Below are 23,183 nucleotides of genomic sequence, written 5' to 3'. Positions count from 1 at the left end.
ACTTTATTTTGAATCAGATTTTCACACCAAACCCAATGTTAAATGATATGCCATCCCCCGGCAAAATTCCCGGACCAGGGTACATGTTAATGCGCCTGGTAAAATATTTTTGGTTGGTAAGATTATTCACGTTAAAGTTTAGATGGTAGTTTTTGAGGAACCGGTAGTTAAACGCGAGATCGATTAGTTTGTAGGCAGGTACTATGCCTGATGCGCCGGTTGGGTTAAACACTGTATTGTTTGCGTCGCTGAACTGCTTGCTTACATAGCTAAATAATACGGTTGATGTAATGTGCCCGTTGATGTAGGTAAGCCCGGTACGGTTGGTCCAGTCTGGTGTGCCTTCCAATTTATGCCCAACAAGGCTGGTATTAGTGCCGTTGTTATTTATGCTGCCGCTTATATACCTGCCATGCGTGTAGGCAAGTGTGTTGAATATGCGCAGATCGCTTGCAGCCTGATTATTAAAGCCTCTTATTAAAGATAGCTCGGTGTAGGCCTCAATGCCTTTTGCTTCGGCATTGCCAACAGTGGTTAAATAAAGATGATTTGTGCCTCCAGCATCCTGCACTGTCAAAGTACCCGCACGATCATTATATCGCACAAAAAAGCCGTTCACATCAAATGTAAAAACCTGCCCGATCTTACCACGGTAGCCCAGGTCGGCGTTGTAACCTTTGCTGTCCTTCATATTCGGGTCAACCAAAGTTAGCTGATCTGCTGGGGTAACTGCCGCGTAGATATAGGGGCGGTAAGCTTGTGAAAAGTTGCCATAGAGCTGCGTGGCATTATTTACGTGATATTGCACACCTGTACCGAACAATGGGAAAGTGCGGTCACGTTTGTAATCTACATTGCTACTGCGGTTATTTACCACACCGTTGATAGTAGTTTTAATCCCTTCAAACCGTACACCAGGTGTTACCGAAAACTTATCCGTTAAACGGAAGATATTTTCTGCGAAGGCAGCATAATTGATAGCGTTCAGGTCCAGGTCGATGCCGTAATTCTTAACTATACTCAGGTCATAGTTGGTGCCGGTGGTACCCACGCCCTTTTGCTGGCGATGGGTTGAACCATCTGCATATCTAAAACCAGTACTAAGCGTGCTACTAACGGTGCCAATATTATAATTGGTTAGTAAACGCGCTTCGGTAGTAAAGCTTTTATAATGGTCGCGGTCAACCTGGCGCGGGTTGTAGGTGTTGAGTGCTTTATTCACCGTGTCTGCCACGTTTGACCCGGCAATATACTGCACGCTGCTTCGCTCGCCAAACAAGGCATGACTGATAATTTCCAGTTTGGTAGTCGGGCTAAAATTATAATTAAACACAATTGCAGGGATGTTGATAGCCGGCATAAAAAAGTTACGGAACCTCGTGCTTTGCCTGCTATTAGTGGCAAACATAGCATCGGTTAAGCCACCGGCAATCTGCTGTACGTAATCAGATCTTGAGAACTGGAACGATATGCTTCCTTTATCATTAAACTGATATTTAATATTAGCATGGTAAGCATGGTAATTAAAGCCGGCATTTGGCCGCCAACTATCACTGCTCCGTGCATCAAAGTATGCATAATAACTTACCTTACCTACTTTGCCACCAATAGCATTGTACGAATTAAAGAAGCGATTGCTTCCCGCTGTTTGCTCACTCTCTATGCCAAAAGCTTTTGTAGTATCTGGTTCTTTGATCTTGAAGTTTACCATCCCGCCAAACTGGCTGCCGAATTGTAAGGACGATGCGCCACGAACATACTGCACCTCGCCAATAGCCTGGAAGGGTAAATTGTAATGGTTCTCCGGGTAGCCCACCACATCCGAGTTGGTATTGTATCCGTTCTGCCGGATATTGGTTTCAATAGAGCGATGTATATCTGTACCACGTGTACCGATATTGAGCTGTAAGCCTGCGCCATCCATCTCCCAAACATTTATGCCGGGCACTTGAGAGAATAGAGTGCGGGCATTGTTACCGGCCAAATTGGCCTTGCCGGCATCAGGATAGATGATATTGGTTTTTTTACCGGAGAATATGTGCTGGCCGGATACTTCTGGCAGGTATTTGCTGCGGGTTTCTTTTATTAAAACGCTGTCTAATTTCAGCGTGTCTTTGGTAACGGTTTGGGCGTTTGCTGTATACGTAAATGCAATTGCCATTGCCATTAAAATATATTTAAAATGGAATTTCATTTAACTGAGGTTTTAAGTTAAAAATAGGCGTTGTCAACCGGGCGCTGTGTACCGATCAACGAACGATGAAATAATAAATAAGCAGTTTAACTTAAAAATTCAGGAGGCTGCCCTCGAAGTGAAATAAATGGAGTTTTAATGAGTTTGTTGCGATACTTAGCTAAGGCAACCATATCATTGTTAACAAAGCTAAAGTTTATACGCGATATAGGATGATCGTATTTGCTATCCTGCCCGCTTTTCTTAGCTGAAGGATCATTAGCTTTTTTATCGGAGGGGATATCGTTTATCTCCTTTGCGTAAATGATGTTACTCTTCACCAATTTGGTTTTCTCGTAATTAGGTACACACAGCACATAAAGCGTATCCTTGGTAAACTTCAGCTTTACATAATTATAGCAAGCATTTTTTAATTGCAATTGGCCGGTTACATTTTTATAATCCGGCCATTCAAAAATGCCTGGGATGTTCTGTTTTACCTTAACCTCTATGAGTGAGTTAGGGTCGTAAAGGTTTTGGCTTATCAGGTCATTCATATGCCTGTCTGCGCGTGCAACCAGGTAATTTTGCAAAAACAAATATCCACCCCAATTAAAGAGGTAGATCACCAGGAAAGCTAATGCAAAAAGCCTCTTCACGTATTTGGTTCAATTAGTAAGGCAATAATAAGTAAAAACGAGGTTATCTTCTACCGTCTGCATGCAGTTTATAACTTACCACACACATTTATAATATTTGGTTATTTTTGTGGTTGATTTAACGTAACCAGACAAGGTTGCAGTTTTTAAGTAAAAGTATCAATGCAAAGCAAAAAGCGGGTACTGTTCTATTTGGTGGATGGTGCCCATGCAGAGGTGCTTCCCGAATTACTGGAACAGGGCCATCTACCTAATATTCAGCGCATCATCAACGAGGGCAGTTACCGTAAGGCTACCACCTGTTTCCCCTCAACAACAGGGCCTGCCTATCTGCCATTTTTAACCGGGCATTTCCCCGGCACTATGGATATCACGGGCATACGCTGGTTTGATAAAAAAGAGTTTAAGCGTACGCGTTTTAATAAAATGGCTATGCGCAGCTACTGCGGCCCTGAAGCGGCGTGGTTCAACACCGATATGCCTGCCGATAAGCCAACACTGTTTGAGCTGATGGGCGAATCATACAATCTCTATAACATGATCACCCGCAGTGTGCCTGATGAGTACGACCTGGGTAAAAAGGGGAAAGGTCCGCTTTACATGAAAGCCCACTTTAAACTGCGCCATCACCCGGTGGATATACAAGGCCACGGCCGTGTAATGGAGATGCTGAACAGCGGTAAAGATTTTGATTTTCTGTTTGCCGTATTCCCGAGTGTGGATTGGGATTCGCACTATCACCATATCCGCGATGAGCGTACGGTTGAAGCTTACAAAATAGTAGACCGCAGCCTGGGCGAAGTGCGTGCTAAACTGGAAGAGCAGGGAAGATGGGATGATACGTTGTTTGTAATGACATCAGACCATGGCCTAACCCCAACCACCAAACACCTTGACCTGGGCGATTGGATGACCGCGCAGGGCTTAAAAGCTGTTTATTACCCGGTGATTTGGAAAACTAACCCAAAGAGCGCGGTTTTTATTTCGGGGAATTCATTTGGTGCTATACACCTGCTTAACCATAAAGGCGACCACGTGCTGCGCGAAAGTGAAATTATGCAAACGATGGGTGCCGATAAGCTGGAGCTGTTGGTGAAAGAAGAAGCGGTTGATTTTGCCATTTACCGTGGCGATGATGAGGATACCTTTATAGTTCATAACCGTAATGGTAAAGCCAGGATAGCTGTTAAGGATGATGTATTTACCTACGAGCCTTTAACCGCTGATGTGCTGAAATATGGCGGTAAGATAGAAGCAACCGGTCATCGTGAGATATTAGCTAAAACATTTGACACTGATTACCCGGATGCCGTATTCCAGATCTATCAACTATTCCGCAGCCGCAGGGCAGGGGATATTGTCATAAGCGCGACTGTAGGTTATGACCTGCGCGATTTTTGGGAATACCCTGAGCACAAGGGCTCGCACGGATCGCTGCACCGCCACCATATCCATGTGCCGTTGATCTATAACCAAAAAGGCTGGAAAGACTTCCCGGCCCGTACCGCCGACCTGTTCGATAGTATTCTGAAGTGGAAAGGCATCACGCCAACAAGTTCAGAGGGCGAACCATTATTTTAATTTGCTATTTTGCAATCGCAAATGACAGAGACCAACGTGCAGCCAGAGAAGCAGGAAGCTAAAAACGTATTCAATAAAAAGGTAATTATCAAAGGCAGCCTGTGGTTTGCCTTAATTACCGTTGCCACCATAGCCGCTGTATTTTTTTACAACAACACAGGCGATACGGTTAAGGCCTTGCAGCATATATCCTATAAATACATCGCTATCTGTTTTGTGATGCTGTTTATCGACCTGATGCTGGGTAGCTGGCGCAACCATATCTACGTTCAAAAACTGGCGCCCGGTGTATCACACTGGGTAAGTTTCAGGGCAAATGTTGCCAACATGTTTATGGGGGCGGTAACCCCTGCGCATGGAGGTGCTGGCCCGGCCCAGATATTTGTGTATACCAGCAACGGTGTAAAGTTTGTTGATGCCTTTGCTATCAGCCTGATCAATATGGGTGCCACGCTTATATTTATGCCGCTTGCCGGTTTCGTGGCCATTATGCTGATGGATACCACCGAGGTAGGCAGCATGGTGCCTGCTATGCTCAGGTATGGTTTCAGCTTTTTCCTGTTATTCCTGCTGGCCTTTTTACTGGCCTTCTGGAAACCGCTATGGGTAGGCATGGCGATTAAAAAGATCGCCGCGGGGCTTTCCAAAATATTCCCTAAGCGTAAAGAAAAGCTGGCTAAATGGGCCGATAATTCTTTCCAAAGCATCAGTAAATACCAGCAAACCTGCAGTGTTATCATCAGGCAGCATCCTTTGTTGTTTCCTTTAAGTCTGGTGATCACCACCGCGCTGTATATGAACAAATACTGTATGCAATGGGTAATTCTGATGGGCCTCGGCGTGCATGCTAATTTGGTGCAGGTGATCTCCATACAGATACTGATCCAGTTTATGATCTACTTCGCGCCTACACCTGGTGGCAGCGGTTTTGCAGAAGGTTTTATATCTACGCTGTTTGGCAAAATAGTGCCTGCTTCACTTATATCCATTTTTACGCTATTACAGCGCTCGTTTTTATTGTTTTTCCCGGCCATGGTTGGCGCATATGTGGTGATAACCCTGTTGCGCAGGCAAACCATTAAGCATAGCTAAAAGTTTTAATACAGTATTTTACAATTAGATGTTGTTTGCTATATTTAATAACTGATCTTGTTCCCCGATGAGAAAGTTACTATTGATGCTCAGCTTCTTGCTGCCATTTGCGCTATACGCGCAAAACAGGCATATCGATAGCCTTAAAACGCTGTTGACCATCACCACGTCGGGTACGTTGCGGGCCGATCTGTATTATGATATTGCCATTAGCCTCCAGCGTATTGACCCACCCGCCTCTAAAACATATATTGATAGTGTAGCAGCTATAGCCAAAAGGCTTAATTACCCTATGGGAAAAGCTAATGTTTATGCTTTTGAAGCGGTACGGTGCTCGTTACAGGGCAAGTTCGACTCGTTATTGATATATAGTCAGCATTGTATGGCTGTTGCGGATAAATATAAGCTACCATTAGCTGCCGCCAAAGCTTATAACGGCATGGGTATCTACCACTGGCAAACCGGCGATTATAAAGAAGCTATCAAAAACCATCTCGCTGCGTTGCGTATACGCGAGCAACAAAATGATTCGGCCGGTATATCATCTTCAAAAGCCAACCTGGCCTGGGTGTGCTTTGATAACCAGGAAATAACAGGTGCCGAAAAATACGCGCTCGAAGCTTTAAATATGGCAAAAGCCATTAATAAACCTACTATCATCGTAAATGCTTTACAGGTATTAGCCAATATATACGGCTCAACCGGCCAATATCAAAAAGCGCTGGATATTGATGACGAAACCATTAGCATATGTATACGTGAAAATAATAAGCGGGGGCTATCACAGGCATATTCTAATATTGCTAATTGTTATTCTGAAATGCAGTTGTATGATAAGGCATTGCAGTATCAGCAGATGGTACTTGCGGTAGACCTTTTTTTTAACGACAAAAAGCAGGTAAGCGATACCTACCTAAACATAGCGCAGATCTATGTAAAAAAGAAGGCTTTCCGTAAAGCATTAAAATTAGCGAAACAGGGTATTGCTTACGCCGAAGAAAGCAAATTTAAGCAGGGACAAAAAGCAGGTTGGCAACTTTTAGGCACCATATATGAGGCTAATGGCGATTACAAGAGCGCTATCAATGCTCACCATAAGTATGAAGAAATAAGCCTGGCCCTGGTAAATGAGCATAGCATTAGCCAGATAGCACAAATGGAAGCTCGCTACCATACAGAAAAAAAAGAGCAAACCATTAAGCTGCTCAATGCCGAAAACCAACTGCAAAAGTTATCTATCAATACGCAACAAACTACTATTGGCTTTATCATGGGTTTATTGGTAGTGGCTTTGGTAATGGGGGCTTTGTTGTATAACCGCAATAAATTAAAACAACGCAGCGAGTTACAATCGCAGTTAATGAAGCACCAGGAACTGCTTACAAAGGCTGTGCTGGCAGCCGAGGACCATGAGCGCGAACGTATAGCTGCCGACCTGCATGATGGCGTAGGCCAGTTGTTCTCAGCTGTAAAAATGAACCTTAGCGGCTTGTTTGACCGCATTGACTTTAGGCGGAAGGAGGATAGCTTCCTGGCCGAAAATACGTTGGCATTGGTTGATGAAAGCTGCAAGGAAGTACGGGCGATATCGCACCAGATGATGCCAAACGCCCTGCTGCGCTCGGGACTGGTGTCGGATCTGAGAAGTTTTATTGAAAAAATCGATTCGGATAAATTAAAGATCAGCCTGGAAACAAGGGGATTTAAAGACAGCATGGAAAGTAACACGGAAACCATGCTTTACCGTATATTACAGGAAACCATTAATAATGTAATTAAACATGCCCACGCTACCCGGCTTGATATTAAACTGAAACGCGATAATGAAGGCATTAATGCCGAAATCAGGGATAATGGCGTAGGCTTTGATATGAACCGGGAGGGCGATGGCATTGGGCTAAAAAATATATTTGCACGCATAGCTTACCTCAAAGGAACCATCAATTACCATACAGCGCCAGGGCAGGGTACTCATGTACGTATTGTGGTACCCGGTTAAACTTAAAGGGTAAAAACAGCTTTTTTAAAAGCTAATCGGCACCTGTAAGGTATGGTTTAGCCGTATTAATTTAGTGCGGGATAAAAACCTAAACTTTATCTGTACTAAACTTAAAAGTTATTGCAGCCGGGATCGGGGGACCCCGGCTGCTTTTTTAGCCAACTCTTTTATTAACCGCTCCGTGCACCATTTCTCGGTTTAAAACACTTATTTTGGAGTATGGTTATACCCCAAACCCGTTAATTGATGAAAGTATTGCTTGTTGAAGATGAACCCGGCCTGGTATCAGTAATTGTACGCGGCCTCACCAGCGTGGGTATGGAGGTAAGTGTAGCTGCTGATGGCAATACAGGGTTGGAAATGTTCAGGGCGCACAGTTTTGATATTGTATTGCTGGATGTAATGTTGCCCGGTATAAACGGTATACAAGTTTGTAAAGCGATACGTGAGGAAAACGAAACAATAGCTATACTGATGCTCACGGCGCTATCCAGTACAGAAAATGTGGTAATGGGCCTTAATAGCGGTGCCGACGATTACCTGGCGAAACCCTTTAAGTTTCCCGAACTGGAGGCACGTATACGCACCCTGGTGCGCCGCAGTAAGGCAGGCAGTTCGCCCAAAAGCGTTTTAAGTATAGGCGGGCTGGAAGTAGATACACTTTCAAAAACAGTGCAACGAAACGGGCGCTCCATTACTTTGACAGCTACGGAGTACAGCCTGCTGGAGTATTTCATGAAAAACCATAACAAAGTGTTATCGCGCTTACAGATATTGGAAAATGTGTGGGATATTGATTTTAACATGGGCACTAATGTGGTAGATGTTTACATTAATTACCTGCGCAAGAAGATAGACACCGGTTACGATACAAAATTGATACACACCGTTTACGGAATGGGCTATATGTTTAAAGAAGGTAAGGGTAATGAAACTGCAAACTAAAATTACCCTGCTGTTTGTAGCTATATCAACCACGGGGCTTATTTTACTTAACATCTCTATATTTTATTTTGTATCAGAGTTTAATTTTGAGGATTTTTTTAAACGGCTGGAGTCGCGGGTAAACCTTGCCGCCGAAATAAACATTGATCCGGATGCAGGTTCTGTAGCTTACCGAAAGGTACGCCAGCAATACCTGGAAAAGCTGGCTAACGAAACCGACTACATTAGCCCCGTAGACCCGTCCAAACAACCGGCTTTTAACCGTATAAAGGGCCTGCCCGAGGATTTTTACCAGGCTATACTTGCCGGTAAGAATGCCAGGTATACCATACATAATCATTTTTATGCAGGCCGTATGTTCACCGGCAAAACCGGTAAATATATGGTGGTGGTTACTGCTGATGACCCATATGGCTTTAAAGAGTTACAGCAGCTTAAACGGGTACTTATCTTCGTTTTCCTTACGTTTATTGTACTGGCCTATGTTGCCGGTAAGGCTTTTTCCTACATTACGGTGCAGCCCGTGCGTAATATTATTAAAGGTGTACAAAACATAACGGCTAACAACCTGCATATGCGGCTGGCCGATGTTTCGGGCAAGGATGAAATAGCCGAACTGGTGCAAACCTTTAATAATATGCTCACCCGGCTGGAAACATCCTTTGAAACACAGAACAATTTTGTAAGTAACGCGTCGCATGAATTGCGCACGCCGCTTACCATTATATCCGCCGAAACGCAATTGCTCCTCAGCGGGAATAAAGTTAACGAGGAGGGTAGGCAATCGGTCCAAACCATTATGGAAGAGGCCGAAAAACTCACCGGTATTTTGGAAGGTCTACTGGGCCTTGCGCAAACCGGGTTTGACGGCAAGAAGCAGCACTGGCAACGCATACGTATAGATGAGTTGGTTTTACAGGTGGCAGAATCCGTCAAGAAAACCAATCCAGGCAGTATCATCGATCTTGATTTTGCCAACCTGCCGGAGGATGAGGATATGATCTACACGCAAGGCAACATCAACTTATTACGCCTCGCACTAAGTAATATTGTCTCCAATGCGTGCAAGTACTCCAATAATAGCCCGGTAAGTGTTCATCTATCGTCATACACCGGTCGCATTGTTATCAGTGTAACGGATAGGGGCATAGGTATACCACAGCAGGAGCAAGCTTACGTGTTTGTTCCGTTCTTCCGTGCGTCAAATACAACTGATTTTCATGGCTATGGCATAGGTTTGCCGCTTACGCAGAATATCATCCGCCTGCACAACGGTACCATTGGCATCCGTTCAAAAGAACAGGAGGGAACCGAGATACAGGTGACCCTGCCAGTGGCTTCCTGAAAGTTTTTATCTGTTTATTGATTCCCCATAAAGGCCGCGGACAAAATGCAGAGCAGCCTTTATGGGAAAATGAAAGAATTATACCTCGTTCAGATACTTATGTACGAAACTGATAGCCATGGAGCCTTCGCCTACGGCGGATGCTACACGGTTCATGGCGCCGGCACGTACGTCGCCCGCCGCGAATATGCCGGGGCAACTGGTTTCAAGCAGGTAAGGGTCGCGATCAGTTTTCCATACTTTTCTAAAATCGGGGCAAAGGTTAAGGTCGCGCCCGGTTTCAATAAAGCCCTTGTTGTTCACCAGGATATCTTTACACAACCATTCGGTATAGGGTTTTGCTCCAATAAATATATATAAAGCGTCAGCATCAACGGTTTTTATTTCGCCGGTGTTAAGGTCTTGTATATTTAATTGTTTCAGGCTTTCTTCGCCAAATGCTTCAGTTATTTCCGTACAAGGCAATAGTTTAATGTTTTCCTGCCCGTTAAGCTGGTCAATGAGGTATGAAGACATGGTTTCTTGCAGCGATGGTTTCCTGATCAGGATAAACACCTCTTTGGCAAACTTGGACAGGTACATGGCCGCCTGGCCGGCTGAGTTACCGCCGCCAACTACGTAAACATGCTTATCCTTACAAGAGGCGGCCTCTGTCATGGCGGCGCCATAGTAAATACCCGCCCCGGTAAATTTTTCGATACCCTTGGTAGTTAGCTGCCGGTAATCAACCCCGGTAGTAATTACAATGGCTTTGGTTATTACCTCAGTATCATCATCCAGTACAATGGTTTTATAAGCGCCATTGGTTTTTATCTCTTTTACTGCTTTGGGCGACAGAAAATCCGTCCCGAAACGGGTAGATTGGGTAATGGCCCTTCGGGTAAGATCAGCACCACTTAAGCCTGAAGGGAAGCCGAGGTAATTCTCTATTCTTGAACTGGTACCTGCCTGGCCACCGGGTACCTTTTTTTCGATTAGTAAAGTTTTTAATCCTTCGGACGAGCCGTATACAGATGCTGCCAGCCCTGCCGGCCCCGCGCCAATGATAACCACATCATACAGCTCGTTTTTGGCCGATGAGTTGAGGCCGATCTTAGTAGCAATATCCTTTACATCCGGTGCTTTCATCACCGCGCCATCAGCGCAGATAAGCGCAGGCAGGTCTTTTGCTTCCAGGTTATTCACCTTAATAAGTGCCTTAGCCTCATCGGTATTGGCATCCAGCCACTGATAAGGGACCAGGTACCCGGATAGGAATTCCTTTATGTTATGTGATTTTGGCGAATACTGATAGCCTACCACCTTTATACCATGAAAGTCGGGTTTGTAAATCCCTTTCCAATCCTCAAGCAGGTCGGTAATTACCGGGTATAGCTTTTCTTCGGGCGGGTCCCAGGGTTTGGTGAGGTAATAATCCAGCTTTACCTCGTTTATGGCCTTTATAGCCGCTTCGGTATCCGCGTAGGCGGTTAACAATGCCCGCTTGGCATTAGGGAAATATTGCATGGTTTGGCACAGAAAGTCAATGCCATCCATTTCGGGCATCCGCTGATCTGAGAGGAAGAGTGCTACGGTTTCGCCCTTATTTTTGAGTTCAAGCAGGCTGGCCAGTGCTTCCTTTGCCGAAGCGGTGTTCAGGATACGATAATGTTCACGATAGTGTGTTTTCAGGTCGCGGGTTATAGCGCGTAATACCTGCTGGTCGTCATCAACAACAAATATGATAGGTTGGTTCATGTATGTTTAATGGCTAATTATCATTAATAGGGAAACAAACAGTAAAAACGGTATTGCCCGGTTCTGAGGCTACTTTAACGGAGCCATTGTGCTGGCGAATAATTCGGGTAACCACATCAAGCCCCAGGCCCGACCCTTTACCCATTTCCTTAGTCGTAAAAAATGGATCAAAAATCTGCGACTGTAATTCTGCAGGTATGCCGGGCCCGTTATCGCCAATATAAACACATACAAAATCCCCGTCTTTTTGAGTGCGTATGGTTAAACGGCTGTTAGGTGTGTTTTCAAGTGCATCAATAGCATTATCAATGAGGTTGGTCCAAACCTGGTTAAGCTCACCCGCCAGCGCTTTTACCTGTGGCAGGGAGGTATCAAAGTTTTCCTGTACCTCAATATTATGTTTACGAAGTTTGTAATTGAGCATGGTAATGGTATTGCGCAAACCGGCGTGTATATCCAGCAACTGCTTATCGGTATCGCGGTCCATGTGGGTAAAGTTTTTTACTGAGCTTACCAGTTCAGAGATACGTTGGGAAGAATCACGGATATCAGCCACCATTTTTTCCTGTAACAGGTAGTTGTTCATCCAGGCCAGAACCACATCCAGTTTGGGCGAAGGTGTGCAGTTGTTAAGATGATCCAGATCGGCCGGGCTGAAATCAAAGTCAGCAAAGTTCTCGGCCATGTCCAGGTCTTTAATATGATGGTCTAGTAGCCAGTCGGTAATTTCATCTTCCTTATCTGCGCGTTGCAGCATGGTAAGTATGGGCCGGTTGGTTTGTGTGGTTTTATTAATCAGCAACTGGTTAATGCTGTCTATCTTTTCAGGCTTCATATCAATGGCTGCAACATCCTTAAAAAGCTCAGGAAGATGCTTTACCTGGCATTGCAGCGCCGCTGCGCCGCGCGTAATGGCCGATGCCGGGTTGTTAAGCTCATGTGCTAAACCTGCCGATAATTTACCCAGGGCAAACATCTTTTCGTTCTGCTGCTGTAAAGAGGTAAAATCGCGCACACGGCTGGTCATGGCGTGTACCATGGCCTCGGTAAGCTCATAATGCAGCTTTATAGCATCCTGCATATGCGTTTTACTGATGCTCAGTATGCGGGTTTTTTTGGTACATTCGGTATAGCCGGGTGTTTTGGTAGCCCTGCTAAAGGGAAGGTAGCCGGTAATGGCGTGCGCCTGTATTACGGCCATCTCACGCAGCTTGCCATTTTGCACCATGCAAAGGCGTATGCGGCCCTCTATAATAATGTACGTGTAACTAAGCGCGGTATTAACCTCGGTCAAATGCTCTCCCGCTTCCAGTTCGCGGGTTTCGCCGTTGTTAAGCAGCCATTGTAACTGATCATCGGGTACGGTTTCAAGCGCCGGTATGGCCCTTAATTCGGCAAGTGTTACTTTATTCATGCGGTAGTGCTAAAGTAATACAATAATAAAGCTAATTATTCAGAATTGCAGAGTGGTGCCGTGGTATGGGTGTATTATATCGTTCTTTTCCTGATTTATCATTAAAGTTCATCGGCGGGTTGTTATCATTGCTCCGCCCTAAATTATCATATATTTGAGCCTTGCCGCGCAAACAAAATCTTAGTTACATTATTATTGAAACTACGAGGTGCGGGCAATAAAACTATTGGCTTGGGATAGCCTTTTAATAATATGTTAAGTACAAAAATAAAGGCTGCTACAGAGCAGGCGCATCAATCGCTTGAAGGTAAAGTGGTAAGGCGGTTGAAAGCCATACGGGGAAATAAAGATTACGCCGATCTTTTAAAATATTTTTACGCCTATTTTAAAGGGCTGGAAGCAGCTGTAGCGCCTTACATTACACCTGAGGTGCTGACAGATTACAGCAACAGGCGGCATGCTGACCATTTAAAAACGGATATTATAAAACTTGGTGCTGATGACCAGGATTTGCCGACAGTTCGTATCCCTAAAATAACTAATCCGGTGCAGGCTATGGGGGCGTTGTACGTAATGGAGGGTTCTGTAATGGGTGGCCCTTATATTGTACAAATGCTCTCTAAAGGCGGCGTAACCGAAGGTGTTTCTTTTTTTAGCGGTTATGGTGCGGAAACAGGCAGGATGTGGGCCGGATTTGTAGATGCATTAAACAGGATAGCCCCCACCGAAAATGAGGAGCACCAGGCAATTGAAAAAGCTAATGAAACCTTCTCCAATTTTGCCGCAGTGTTTGATGTGGCAGAGGCTGTTTAATACTTTCACGGAAACTAAACGCTAATTATCCCGTTATTTCTAAAAACAAGAGTCATGAGAAACCCATTCAAACAAGAAGAGAATCACGGTATATTAATATCAGGCCTGCTTATTGGAGCAATGTTCGCAGGTGCTATTACTTATCTATACATCAGAAAGAAAAGTGACCTTAAGGAAGCTGCTGAAGAACTAAAGTCACACGCTAAAGATTATTTAAAGAAAAAAGAAGGTAAGTTGAAGAAACACAAAAGTGACATTCAGGATCTTGGAGGCATAGTAGGATAACGCAGTTCTGGTCTTAGCGCTCATACGCTCATTTACAAGGCAGCTGATTCAATGAACGGCATTCAATACCTTGATTTTTTTATAAGAAGTCAGGTTGGATAGTTACCAACCATAATAAAAAAAGCCCTCAACTTTCGTTGAAGGCTTTTTTGTGGTATCAGCTGGAATCGAACCAGCGACACAAGGATTTTCAGTCGGATGTTAATCGTTCATAAGTAACTATATTTCAGCTACTTTGCTGCGATTAAATTAAAACTATCAAGTATTCATCAAGTATTTTAAAGTTTTTCGCAAACATCAATTTTAAAGAACAGACAATGGATACCGTGTAATTGATGCTTACTCAAATATCCGGAAAATCCGCGAAAATCCGAAATATAATTGCGGTAAACATGACGTTAATTTTACCTGTTAAGGTCAGGTTCAAAAGCATTCCCCTGTTCCACATAATTTAAAAATTCATTAACCATTGCATCTAAAAATTTAGACGGCCGTGTAGACTTACGCATTTTGATCTCGGCAAATCGGTGTGAATACCTCGCCAGATTTACACCGAACGCATCCTCACACCATTTAACCAGTGCAGCAATAGTAATATGGCTCCCCCTGGAACGCATATAAATGTAAAGACCGTAAACCAGCTCAATAAGGTCTGATTTATCAGCAGGCCATTTAGAAAGAATTTTCCGGGCTATTGGCTCACCCTTGCTATCGGATTGATTTGAGTTTGACCAATTCGGATTACAATTTCCTCCAAACTCATTTTTTGATCGATTGCATATCCAACTTAATTGTGTAGCAAGTAAAACAAGTAGCTTCGTTGCAACCGATTCTAATCCATTTAGCAACGAAGAAGTCGACCTTAATCTTAACATCTCCAAATGCAATTGTTTCGTTCTCAAATTTCTTTCAATTTGAATTAAACCTTCTGAATCCGCCACCGCTAATTGTGGCGATTCGTAAATGTCAAACATATATTCCAAAAAAGCTGGATGATTGAAATCCACCAATACCAGGTAATCAATCAGGTACTCGGCTGAAATTACCTTTTTTCGCTTTAACCAATCGGCGAGCGATCTCAGGAAATCGATAATATGTAGGGATGGTTCACTATTTAGTGAAATATCTTTCAGCGCTGATCTCAGGGCTTCGAATAACCCACCTTGAATTTGTGATTTAATTAACTGGGTAACTACTGAGTTTGCAGAGCTAACAACTGTGATCTTTAGTTCACTGCGGCGATATTTTTCAGGTATCTCGCGTTCTTTTAATAAATCCCCCAGCTTGTCCAGAAAAAAACGTAAAAAAAAGGTGAGCCTACGGCGTTTCCTATAGTACTCATAAATCTGATCACTCAAGACTGCAATAGCATTTAGATAACGGGTTTTCTCATCTTTGGCTAAAATCAGCTGAATTTGAATTTGCAAACAAAGCCGCTCCCAAGTTTCAACAAAATTCTCTTTTTCAATCATGGATTCGTCAAGCCCTTTGATTCTTTCCCAGATCTCAAACAATTGTGTCAATTCATTTGTCATATCCGCCCCCTTTCGAAAATAATTTAATTTTAAAGCAAAGCTGAGAAGCCTCTAAACAGTTGACAATAAGGATAAATACTCTAATTGATGTATATGGGTATAATCCCTCATAGGTTCAAAGGATCAATTTTGAAATAACTTTTGCAGGAGAGCTACTTTATTTTTGACATGGGTCTTTTCATAAATATGCTGGATATGATTTTCGACCGTTTTACCGGCTATGAATAATTTTTGTGATATCTGTTTATAGGTAAGTCCTTCTTTGACCAGCAGAACAATTTCCATTTCACGGCTGGTCAGACGGTAATAACGGCACATTTCCTCAAAAACGTTCGGGCCATCCCCATGGCTGGCAAGTGCTATCAAGCGTTCATATTCAGATCTTGCTCCTTTTATGGAGCGCCAAATAAACAAAACAGTAATTCCAACAATTCCGGTGTTGGTACAGAGCACCTCTACCAACTGGTCACTTTCAACCAAGCCGAAAAACGCCAACGAGGCCCAAGGTGTGACCGCGGCATACATAGCCATTTCCTCCAAATATTTGTACCCGTTGCGCCGACCTTTATGCTTTCTGTGAATTGCCCGGAACATCACCCATAATAAGACCATAGCATAAATGAACGGCGCGATCATACCATATTTGATATCCGCTTGCAGGTTGCCATAAATGGCATAATCGATAACAAAAAAAACAATATAAGGAAGAAACAGAAAAAGTGGCACGCCATAGAAGGCGTGCCATCGCAGGGAGTTCAATTCAAAAGCCTTGTAAAAATAGAAGGGGAAATAAGATGCCATCAGGAAACCACTGCCGTAGGCAAGCATTTCCTGCAGGTTGATAGCAATATGAATTTTAGGATCAGGAAACAGACCGCCTGTGATGTTGTAAAATAACATCAGCGCTAATAATAAAAGGTACCAAAACCGGCGCTTATCCTGGGGACGAAATAGATAGTAAAAAAACTGAAAAAGGAACATACCCGTTTCCAGTACAATAAAAATAAAGGTCACGATATGAATTTGTGTACCGAAAACCAACATTTTACCGAGTGTCCAATGGTCGCTTGAGGAAGTGCATCGTGTATCCAAGACTGAGCTTATCGTAGATTGCGAACCCAGCCCGTTCATACCAGGGCAAGTTGGCCATAGTGGATGTTTCAAGGTAAACTGGAAGATCCCTAAAATAGGCAAAATCGATCACTTGGTTGAGCAGATCTGTGCCGATTCCCTGGTGCTGAAAGCGCGGTTCAACGCCGATGAACCAAAGATAGGCCATCGGTAATTTGGGCTGCTTTTTCTTGATGGCACTTTCGCGCTGTAAGGTCTTAAACAACCCTCGAATGCCTATCGCTCTAAAGATCAATTTAATATCCAGCCATATCGCGGCAATAGAAAACTTCCGCTGGTGCGGAAATAAGATCAGCGCACAGGCATTCATGTCAGGTGATAAATACACCCCTCCAAATAACCTGCATATTTCAAAGGAATAATCCATTAAAGCCGCAATCCTTTCCATTTTTTGGCTATCCTGCCGCACAATATAGTTGACGCTCTGGTTATCTCTGAAAGCTGCTGTTAACAGACTCACCACCAAATGTTTTTGCTCCTTTTTTGCCTGGATCATATTTGATAATTTAAGAGGGTTTAACACTGTTTAGATATGTTTAATTGCTTGTTCACATCGCTGAAAGCAGCCAGTACTTTGTCTAAATGCGCTTGAGTGTGCGTGGCCATCACGTTCATCCTGATGCGTGCGTTTTTTTTTGCCACCGCAGGGTACATAATCGGGTTGGTATAAACACCGGCCTTTAGCAGTAACCTGCCAGCCTCCAGAGTTTTCATGATATCGCCGACTTTAACCGGTATGACAGCGGAAGCGGTCGTGCCGACATCGAACCCCAGGTCGATCAGCCCCTTTTTTAAGTAGGCTATGTTTTCCCAAAGGCGCGCGCGCCAAACCGGCTCTTCATCGATTAAATCTATGGCTTTCAGGATACCCATTACGGCAGGTGTTGCAGTAGTAGAAAATAAATGCTGCTTGGACTGGTATTTGAGATAGGTGATAATCTCCGGGCTGGCAATCACATAACCCCCGATATTACCAAGCGCCTTGCTGAAGGTACCGGTGATGATATCCACCTGGTCGAATGCATTATCCAATTCGATAACACCTCTCCCTGTATCGCCCACCACACCAATACCGTGCGCATCATCAACGACCAGGTAGGCGCCGTAACGATGGGTTAAGTCTGCTATCGCTGCAATGGGCGCAATATCCCCGTCCTGGCTGTAAACGCCATCAATCACCACCATTTTCGTGCGGTATTTATCTTGCGCGTTCTTCAGTACATGTTCCAGCATATTCAGGTCGTTATGCAGGAAGGTTTTCACCGTTGTCGTCAGGGCGCCTTCGTAAACACTGGCATGTACATTCATGTCCAGGATCGCGATATCGTTCTTCTGGGCATCGTGCTCATCTTTATGCAGGAAACACTGGAGGGTAGCGCTGTTCGCGGTATAGCCTGTGGTATATAGGATGGCATCCTTCCGTTTATAAAAGCCGGCGATCTTCCTTTCCAACTGTTCATGATAAACAAAATGACCGCCGATAGCTGGAGAGGCTCCAGAACCGGTTCCAAACAGTTCTATTCCTTTGATCACCGCTGCTTTGACCAGCGGATGCTGGCTGAAACCAAGATAATCATTGGAAACCAGGCACACGCACCACGTTGGGTGACTATCACCCGGTAATATCAGGTTCATCTCCGGGCCGACAGGCGACAAAGACTCGATCCGGTAATTTAAATGACCATTGGACCGCAGAAAATCAAGGTACTCCACAAATTCACGGGCAGTCTGATATACATCCTGCCCCGCAATGCTCTCAAAATCTTTGAAGCTTGCCCTTTCAAAATTTATTGCCGACATAGGTATTTAGTTAAAGTTAATCCCTAAAATACCGTGCAAAAACATTCAAAAGTGTGACATGTGAATTTTCAGTTAATTTTTAATTAACTAAAACGTAAAATAATTAAGCATGTCACACTTTTGAACAAAAAAGGCTATTTATTTTGCTCGAATTATTGGAGCCGGTCATTATCGCCTTTACATCTAAATACACCTGTAATTAATCCGTCCTGGTTTTTAATGGTAGTGTATCAGTTTACGGGGCTTGCAATGGCTTATAAAACTATACCTATGAATTTAGCATCCATATTCAGCGTACTGTCAAACATTACCGGATTATCAGACACGTTAAAAGAAGAACTATCCGAAAAGGCGGGAGAAGAAAAGTACAAAGCCCATCAAATCATTCATGCCGCCGGGCAAATGGAGAACAGGTTATATTTTATTGAAAGTGGGTTTGCCAGAAATTATTACTATGACCATCATGGCAATGAACACACCGTTAGGTTTTGGAAAGCCGGGGACATTGTATTTTCCCATGAAGGTTATTATAATGTGCCTTCTTATTTTTATACCGAAATATTGGAAGAAAGTAGGTTGATTACCCTGAACTATATAATATTACATGACTTAGATAACAGGTTCTCTGAAATTGCCACTGTAATCAAAGCCATACTGATCAAGTACCAGCATGAAGAATACGAAAAACAAAAGTTGATCGCACTACCGGCAGAAGAACGGTTCCTGTTATTCCGCGAAAACAACCCCAACATTTTTAAAAAGGCGCCCTCCCGGATCATCGCGTCTTACCTGCACATTACACGCGAAACCCTGACCCGCTATATCGGTCGTAACTAATCCCCTATAAATCTGCCAACGGTGTGATTTCAATCACAATAATCCATCACAACGGCATGCAAAAACTGTGAAAAATCAACTTGTAAATAGTGATTTGGATCACAAGGCGTACCAAGAATTTGGCCTTAGATTTATCCCATAAGCTTCCCCTCTTATGGAAACCAATTAAATCTATTTACTCTTACCTACTCATAGGTATACAAAAGAAAGGAGCAAGTGACAAACAGGAAAATGACAAAATGTGGGTTATGTACCTGCCGATAACAGACGTTATCAATTGAATTAAAGATGGGGCAATCTACGATCTTATGGAAGATGTGATAACTAATATTTTGAAATTTCAAATTTCAGAACTTACAAAAGAAAGAATAGTGATTGCTATTCGATGGGGCTGTATGGCGCTATTTTTTTATACTGCCTATGCGAAAATAATAGATCATCACCGTTTTTTAAGGGGACTGATGAGAGTACATCTTATTAGTACTTCCGCCGCTTTTATTTCTATTGCCGTTCCGATAGTTGAAATTATTGTGTCGTTATTATTGCTTATCCCCAAAACTGCTAAATTCGGTTTATGTTGTTTTGTAACCGTAATGACCGGATTTACACTTTATATTATCAGTGCGTTGATTTGGGAAAAAAATCTCCCGTGTAATTGTGGAGGAGCCATCGAAAAACTAAGCTGGATACAACATATATGGTTTAATGTCGCATTTATTTTAATCGCCATATGTGCTATTTGGCTAACGAATTTACGTATAACATCAAATTTAAAACAAAATGAAAAATTTTAAACAAGTAGCCTTTGGCCTATTAGTAGGCGCACTGGCAATTGGTTTCAGTTCTTTTACCAATGCACCAAAAAAATTAGCTACAGATTGGTACGAGCCACTAAGCAGCACCTTATCTCCAAGTTCTACTGCTGCCCAACAATTTTCCAGTTATGATGGTGATAATCCAATCGATCAGCCAAGCTGTTCGGGTACTACAAACGTTTGTGCTGCTGAATTTCCGGTGACTACAAACCCACCAACTCACATCAGCACCAAAAATTAATTTATAAAACAAACCCGTTTGCTGAATAACAGTGACGGGTTTGTTTTACACTTTAAGATTTGAAATTTAATTCGATATTCCATGAATTATGTTTGTTTTTTTTACAACTATTACATCGGTTGTCGATTTCTTTTCAACAAATTTCAACCCGTATTTCTCCAAGTCTCCATTCAAATCAAGAAAATTATTGTTAAGCTTGTTTAGGCTAATATCTATATTTCCATCATAGCCCGTTTCATTTACGATAACCAGGTTATTATTGTTAATAAAAGGCTTGATCTGAGATAAAAAATAAGACATGGGTAGATTTTCTATCTTCATATAACTGCTGGTAGTATAGTGAGACGATTTACCACCGGCAATATTTTGATAGCTTTTGTTATTACCAATTTGGGTCAATGCCAAAGTGTTAATTACTCTTTTTTCTAAACTCGCTTTTATACCCATCGTGGCGAAGTATCTATTTAAATCCTCAGCCATGATTTGAAATATTTCTTTGTTTGAAAAAATGCTGTCTTTAGTAGCAAACTCATAGCTAAAAGCATTCTTTTGAATGTTGTTCTGCCATTCATGAATTAGTCGCTCTGATGTAAAGATCCCGAGTTTGACAGAATCAGCAAACGTATTAAACCCCAGGCAAATTACCCTATTCATATCCCAATATGATAAATCAAATTTGCCAAAGGCGCATTGATATAACCGGATAATCGGACTGTTTATGCAAGAGATGAAATCATTATGAGTACCCCGAGAATATTCAGAATTTAAGTCATCACGATATTTTGTTATCATAGAATGATATAAAAATTCATCTTCGAGTCTAATTTGTTTACTTGCATAGGGAGGCTTATTGTCATCGTATTTAATTGTTTGTGGTTTATTTGTTATATCCAAATTAATGCCTGAAATTAAATTTTGAACGTTCCTGAATGTCACTTCGGGTTTATCTGTTATTGCCTTTATCACACCGTTTTTATCAATCCAAATGCAATGAGGAATTGTTTGATGAGGAAAAAATTTTTCTGTTAAAGTGTCTTTCAAAAGTATTGAAAAGGCAGGTTGTTTATTGCTGAATACTTTTTTAATTACTTCATGAACTGTTTTATCATTCTCCCTTGTTACAGATATGACTTGCAATTTATTTTTAAAGTTCGTCTGTAAACTATCAAGATAAGGTAAAGAAGAAACACAAGGCGCGCACCATGTCGCCCAAAAATCTATTAAAATAGCGTTGCCCTCATTGATGGCAATATACTTTTTTAAATGGCTGTATAGATTTTCTGGTAATTTCTCGCCTATTACCATAGGTTTTATTTGCGCGGCACATTGATTACTAATGATTGAAAGAACTATCCCAATCATTATTATTAAATATCTTTTCATTTTTTCTAAATAGGTTATCTTGGGTTCTGTTGCATGCCCGATAAGGCTATTATGTCATTCGGTAATGGCAATGCAAAGCGCAAATCATTCGCTGGAAGTGTAAAGATTTTACCATTTAGATTTCTATTTAAGTTAATGCCGGCTCCTTCCTTATTGAGCCGTTTAATATCCGCCCACCTGTTCCCCCGCATAACTAATTCTTTATGTCTTTCCGTAAGAATTTTTGACAAAGCATCACTGGAATTTGATGCAGATATGGGAGTGAATGTGCCAGATTTGTAGCGTTTGGCCAGTAAAGTATTTAAATCAGACATTGCATTGTTGACATGCCCTTGACGTGCATTGCATTCAGCCCTAATTAAATAAATCTCATCAATAGCGACTCCATTGAATTGGCTAAAGGTACCTTCGTAACTACCTTTGAAAAAATGTGAACCATCTCCATTAGTTGTAAAAAACAGTATTTTCCGTAGGTCATTGGCAGCATAGGAAGAATACAATACCGAATCAATCTTTGCCTGGCTATCACTAATTAGCCCGGAATCATACCCACCTACCGTAGCATCATAAATTACTTCAGAATTAAATTGAGGTATCGGATAGGCAGATAAAGCATTTAATGTGTTATAATCTAATAATGAGTTTTTTAACTGTAGGCAAGAATCTGCATATAAAGCGGCAAGATCATATTTGCGCATTGACAGGTAAGTTCTTGCCAGTAAGCCGTATGCAGCGGGCTTTGAAGCTCTAAGCACATGTACAGGTGTTATAACTAATAGAGGTATAGCCGCCTTTAAATCATTAATGATTTGGGTATATGTTTGTTCGTTTGTGGATCGAACTGAAATTTCATTAAAATTGGAATTTAATCTTAACGGAATACCTAAATCCGATGAAGATGTGGTATTGTCGTAAGCCAAAGTCCAAATAGTTGCCGCTTTATAAAAACTATGGGCTCTAAGAAATAAAGCCTGACCCTTTATATTATCCCAATCGGATGCGTTTGCATTGTTCCGATTAACTTTAATCATGTTGTCTAATACAGTATTTGCTACGTATATGTTGTTATATACCAAATTCCAATCATTTGGCAGGTTCGTATATGGGCGAAACAAATCGGTTGGTTGCCAAGTGTATAAATTCCGTTTTTGTACCTCTGGTAACGCCAAATAACTTGAATAGTCAAGATAATATTCATCGGAACTTGCTTCATCGGAACTGGGATTACTCCAATTTATATTTTGATTATCATCTAATAAGCTTTGAAGGTCTTGCGTATTGCTTATTATGACCAATGATTTGTCAGACTTTGCATCTAAATATTTTTTACATCCACTGAGAATAACAAGTAAAGCGATTGTTATTCCTATATTAAATTTTATGATTTTCATGTTTAAT

At 42.3% G+C, this 23,183-nt stretch carries 20 protein-coding genes; 10 read left to right on the top strand and 10 right to left on the bottom strand.

The window, feature by feature from the left end; translation table 11 throughout:
* Window positions 1–13 precede the first annotated feature (13 nt).
* Window positions 14–2,194: a TonB-dependent receptor domain-containing protein gene (locus CKK33_RS17545; RefSeq protein WP_095705362.1), complete on the bottom strand. Its 2,181-nt coding sequence runs from the start codon at window positions 2,192–2,194 to the stop codon at window positions 14–16.
* 86 nt (window positions 2,195–2,280) lie between these two features.
* The gene (locus CKK33_RS17540; protein ID WP_095705361.1) at window positions 2,281–2,832 is read right to left on the bottom strand and encodes a hypothetical protein; all 552 of its coding nucleotides are present in this window, start codon (window positions 2,830–2,832) and stop codon (window positions 2,281–2,283) included.
* Between the two features lie 162 nt (window positions 2,833–2,994).
* Here CKK33_RS17540 and CKK33_RS17535 point away from each other — a divergent pair, with 162 nt between their 5' ends.
* The 5 genes from CKK33_RS17535 to CKK33_RS17515 all read left to right on the top strand — a co-directional run bounded on the left by CKK33_RS17535 (window position 2,995) and on the right by CKK33_RS17515 (window position 9,794).
* A complete protein-coding gene (locus CKK33_RS17535; RefSeq protein ID WP_095705360.1) occupies window positions 2,995–4,413 on the top strand; it encodes an alkaline phosphatase family protein in 1,419 nt (472 codons plus the stop codon).
* Between the two features lie 21 nt (window positions 4,414–4,434).
* Window positions 4,435–5,505, top strand: coding sequence for a lysylphosphatidylglycerol synthase transmembrane domain-containing protein (locus tag CKK33_RS17530; protein ID WP_095705359.1), 1,071 nt, complete (start codon window positions 4,435–4,437; stop codon window positions 5,503–5,505).
* A gap of 67 nt (window positions 5,506–5,572) precedes the next feature.
* The gene (locus tag CKK33_RS17525; protein WP_095705358.1) at window positions 5,573–7,504 is read left to right on the top strand and encodes a sensor histidine kinase; all 1,932 of its coding nucleotides are present in this window, start codon (window positions 5,573–5,575) and stop codon (window positions 7,502–7,504) included.
* A gap of 246 nt (window positions 7,505–7,750) precedes the next feature.
* On the top strand, window positions 7,751–8,449 hold the full coding sequence (locus tag CKK33_RS17520) for a response regulator transcription factor (protein WP_095705357.1): 699 nt from the start codon (window positions 7,751–7,753) through the stop codon (window positions 8,447–8,449).
* Window positions 8,433–9,794 (top strand): HAMP domain-containing sensor histidine kinase, encoded by a 1,362-nt coding sequence (locus tag CKK33_RS17515; RefSeq protein WP_095705356.1) that lies wholly within the window; start codon window positions 8,433–8,435, stop codon window positions 9,792–9,794. Before CKK33_RS17520 ends, CKK33_RS17515 begins: the two co-directional genes overlap by 17 nt.
* Window positions 9,795–9,872: 78 nt before the next feature.
* On the opposite strand, the gene CKK33_RS17510 is transcribed toward CKK33_RS17515, so the two are convergent.
* Window positions 9,873–11,531: an FAD-dependent oxidoreductase gene (locus CKK33_RS17510; RefSeq protein ID WP_095705355.1), complete on the bottom strand. Its 1,659-nt coding sequence runs from the start codon at window positions 11,529–11,531 to the stop codon at window positions 9,873–9,875.
* Window positions 11,532–11,544: 13 nt separating this feature from the next.
* Entirely contained in the window at window positions 11,545–12,945 is a 1,401-nt protein-coding gene (locus CKK33_RS17505; RefSeq protein ID WP_095705354.1) for an ATP-binding protein, read from the bottom strand.
* Between the two features lie 252 nt (window positions 12,946–13,197).
* On the opposite strand from CKK33_RS17505, the gene CKK33_RS17500 reads away from it, so the two are divergent.
* Window positions 13,198–13,758, top strand: a complete 561-nt coding sequence (locus tag CKK33_RS17500) for a biliverdin-producing heme oxygenase (RefSeq protein ID WP_095705353.1) — start codon at window positions 13,198–13,200, stop codon at window positions 13,756–13,758.
* A gap of 54 nt (window positions 13,759–13,812) precedes the next feature.
* Window positions 13,813–14,043: a YtxH domain-containing protein gene (locus CKK33_RS17495; protein ID WP_095705352.1), complete on the top strand. Its 231-nt coding sequence runs from the start codon at window positions 13,813–13,815 to the stop codon at window positions 14,041–14,043.
* 404 nt (window positions 14,044–14,447) lie between these two features.
* Here CKK33_RS17495 and CKK33_RS17490 read toward each other — a convergent pair whose 3' ends face one another.
* The 4 genes from CKK33_RS17490 to CKK33_RS17475 all read right to left on the bottom strand — a co-directional run bounded on the left by CKK33_RS17490 (window position 14,448) and on the right by CKK33_RS17475 (window position 18,509).
* Complete coding sequence (locus CKK33_RS17490; protein ID WP_095705351.1) at window positions 14,448–15,578, bottom strand: RteC domain-containing protein; 1,131 nt, start codon at window positions 15,576–15,578, stop codon at window positions 14,448–14,450.
* Window positions 15,579–15,701: 123 nt separating this feature from the next.
* Window positions 15,702–16,622, bottom strand: a complete 921-nt coding sequence (locus CKK33_RS17485) for a response regulator transcription factor (RefSeq protein WP_095705350.1) — start codon at window positions 16,620–16,622, stop codon at window positions 15,702–15,704.
* 1 nt (window position 16,623) lies between these two features.
* Window positions 16,624–17,205 (bottom strand): N-acetyltransferase, encoded by a 582-nt coding sequence (locus tag CKK33_RS17480; protein ID WP_095705349.1) that lies wholly within the window; start codon window positions 17,203–17,205, stop codon window positions 16,624–16,626.
* Window positions 17,206–17,225: 20 nt separating this feature from the next.
* Complete coding sequence (locus CKK33_RS17475) at window positions 17,226–18,509, bottom strand: aminotransferase class I/II-fold pyridoxal phosphate-dependent enzyme (protein ID WP_095705348.1); 1,284 nt, start codon at window positions 18,507–18,509, stop codon at window positions 17,226–17,228.
* 270 nt (window positions 18,510–18,779) lie between these two features.
* Between CKK33_RS17475 and CKK33_RS17470 the strand changes: the two genes are divergently transcribed.
* The 3 genes from CKK33_RS17470 to CKK33_RS17460 all read left to right on the top strand — a co-directional run bounded on the left by CKK33_RS17470 (window position 18,780) and on the right by CKK33_RS17460 (window position 20,402).
* Entirely contained in the window at window positions 18,780–19,346 is a 567-nt protein-coding gene (locus CKK33_RS17470; RefSeq protein ID WP_158223469.1) for a Crp/Fnr family transcriptional regulator, read from the top strand.
* Between the two features lie 308 nt (window positions 19,347–19,654).
* Window positions 19,655–20,140 (top strand): MauE/DoxX family redox-associated membrane protein, encoded by a 486-nt coding sequence (locus CKK33_RS17465; protein ID WP_095705346.1) that lies wholly within the window; start codon window positions 19,655–19,657, stop codon window positions 20,138–20,140.
* Complete coding sequence (locus tag CKK33_RS17460; RefSeq protein ID WP_095705345.1) at window positions 20,127–20,402, top strand: hypothetical protein; 276 nt, start codon at window positions 20,127–20,129, stop codon at window positions 20,400–20,402. The genes CKK33_RS17465 and CKK33_RS17460 overlap by 14 nt, the downstream gene beginning before the upstream one ends.
* A gap of 66 nt (window positions 20,403–20,468) precedes the next feature.
* Here the strand turns inward: CKK33_RS17460 and CKK33_RS17455 are convergent, their stop codons facing one another.
* Window positions 20,469–21,785, bottom strand: a complete 1,317-nt coding sequence (locus CKK33_RS17455; RefSeq protein ID WP_095705344.1) for a TlpA family protein disulfide reductase — start codon at window positions 21,783–21,785, stop codon at window positions 20,469–20,471.
* Window positions 21,786–21,799: 14 nt separating this feature from the next.
* Complete coding sequence (locus CKK33_RS17450) at window positions 21,800–23,176, bottom strand: RagB/SusD family nutrient uptake outer membrane protein (protein WP_095705343.1); 1,377 nt, start codon at window positions 23,174–23,176, stop codon at window positions 21,800–21,802.
* Window positions 23,177–23,183 lie beyond the last annotated feature (7 nt).

It is taken from the genome of Mucilaginibacter sp. MD40 (genome assembly GCF_002288635.1).
GTDB lineage: Bacteria > Bacteroidota > Bacteroidia > Sphingobacteriales > Sphingobacteriaceae > Mucilaginibacter.
This window is presented reverse-complemented; position numbering and strand designations above follow the sequence as displayed.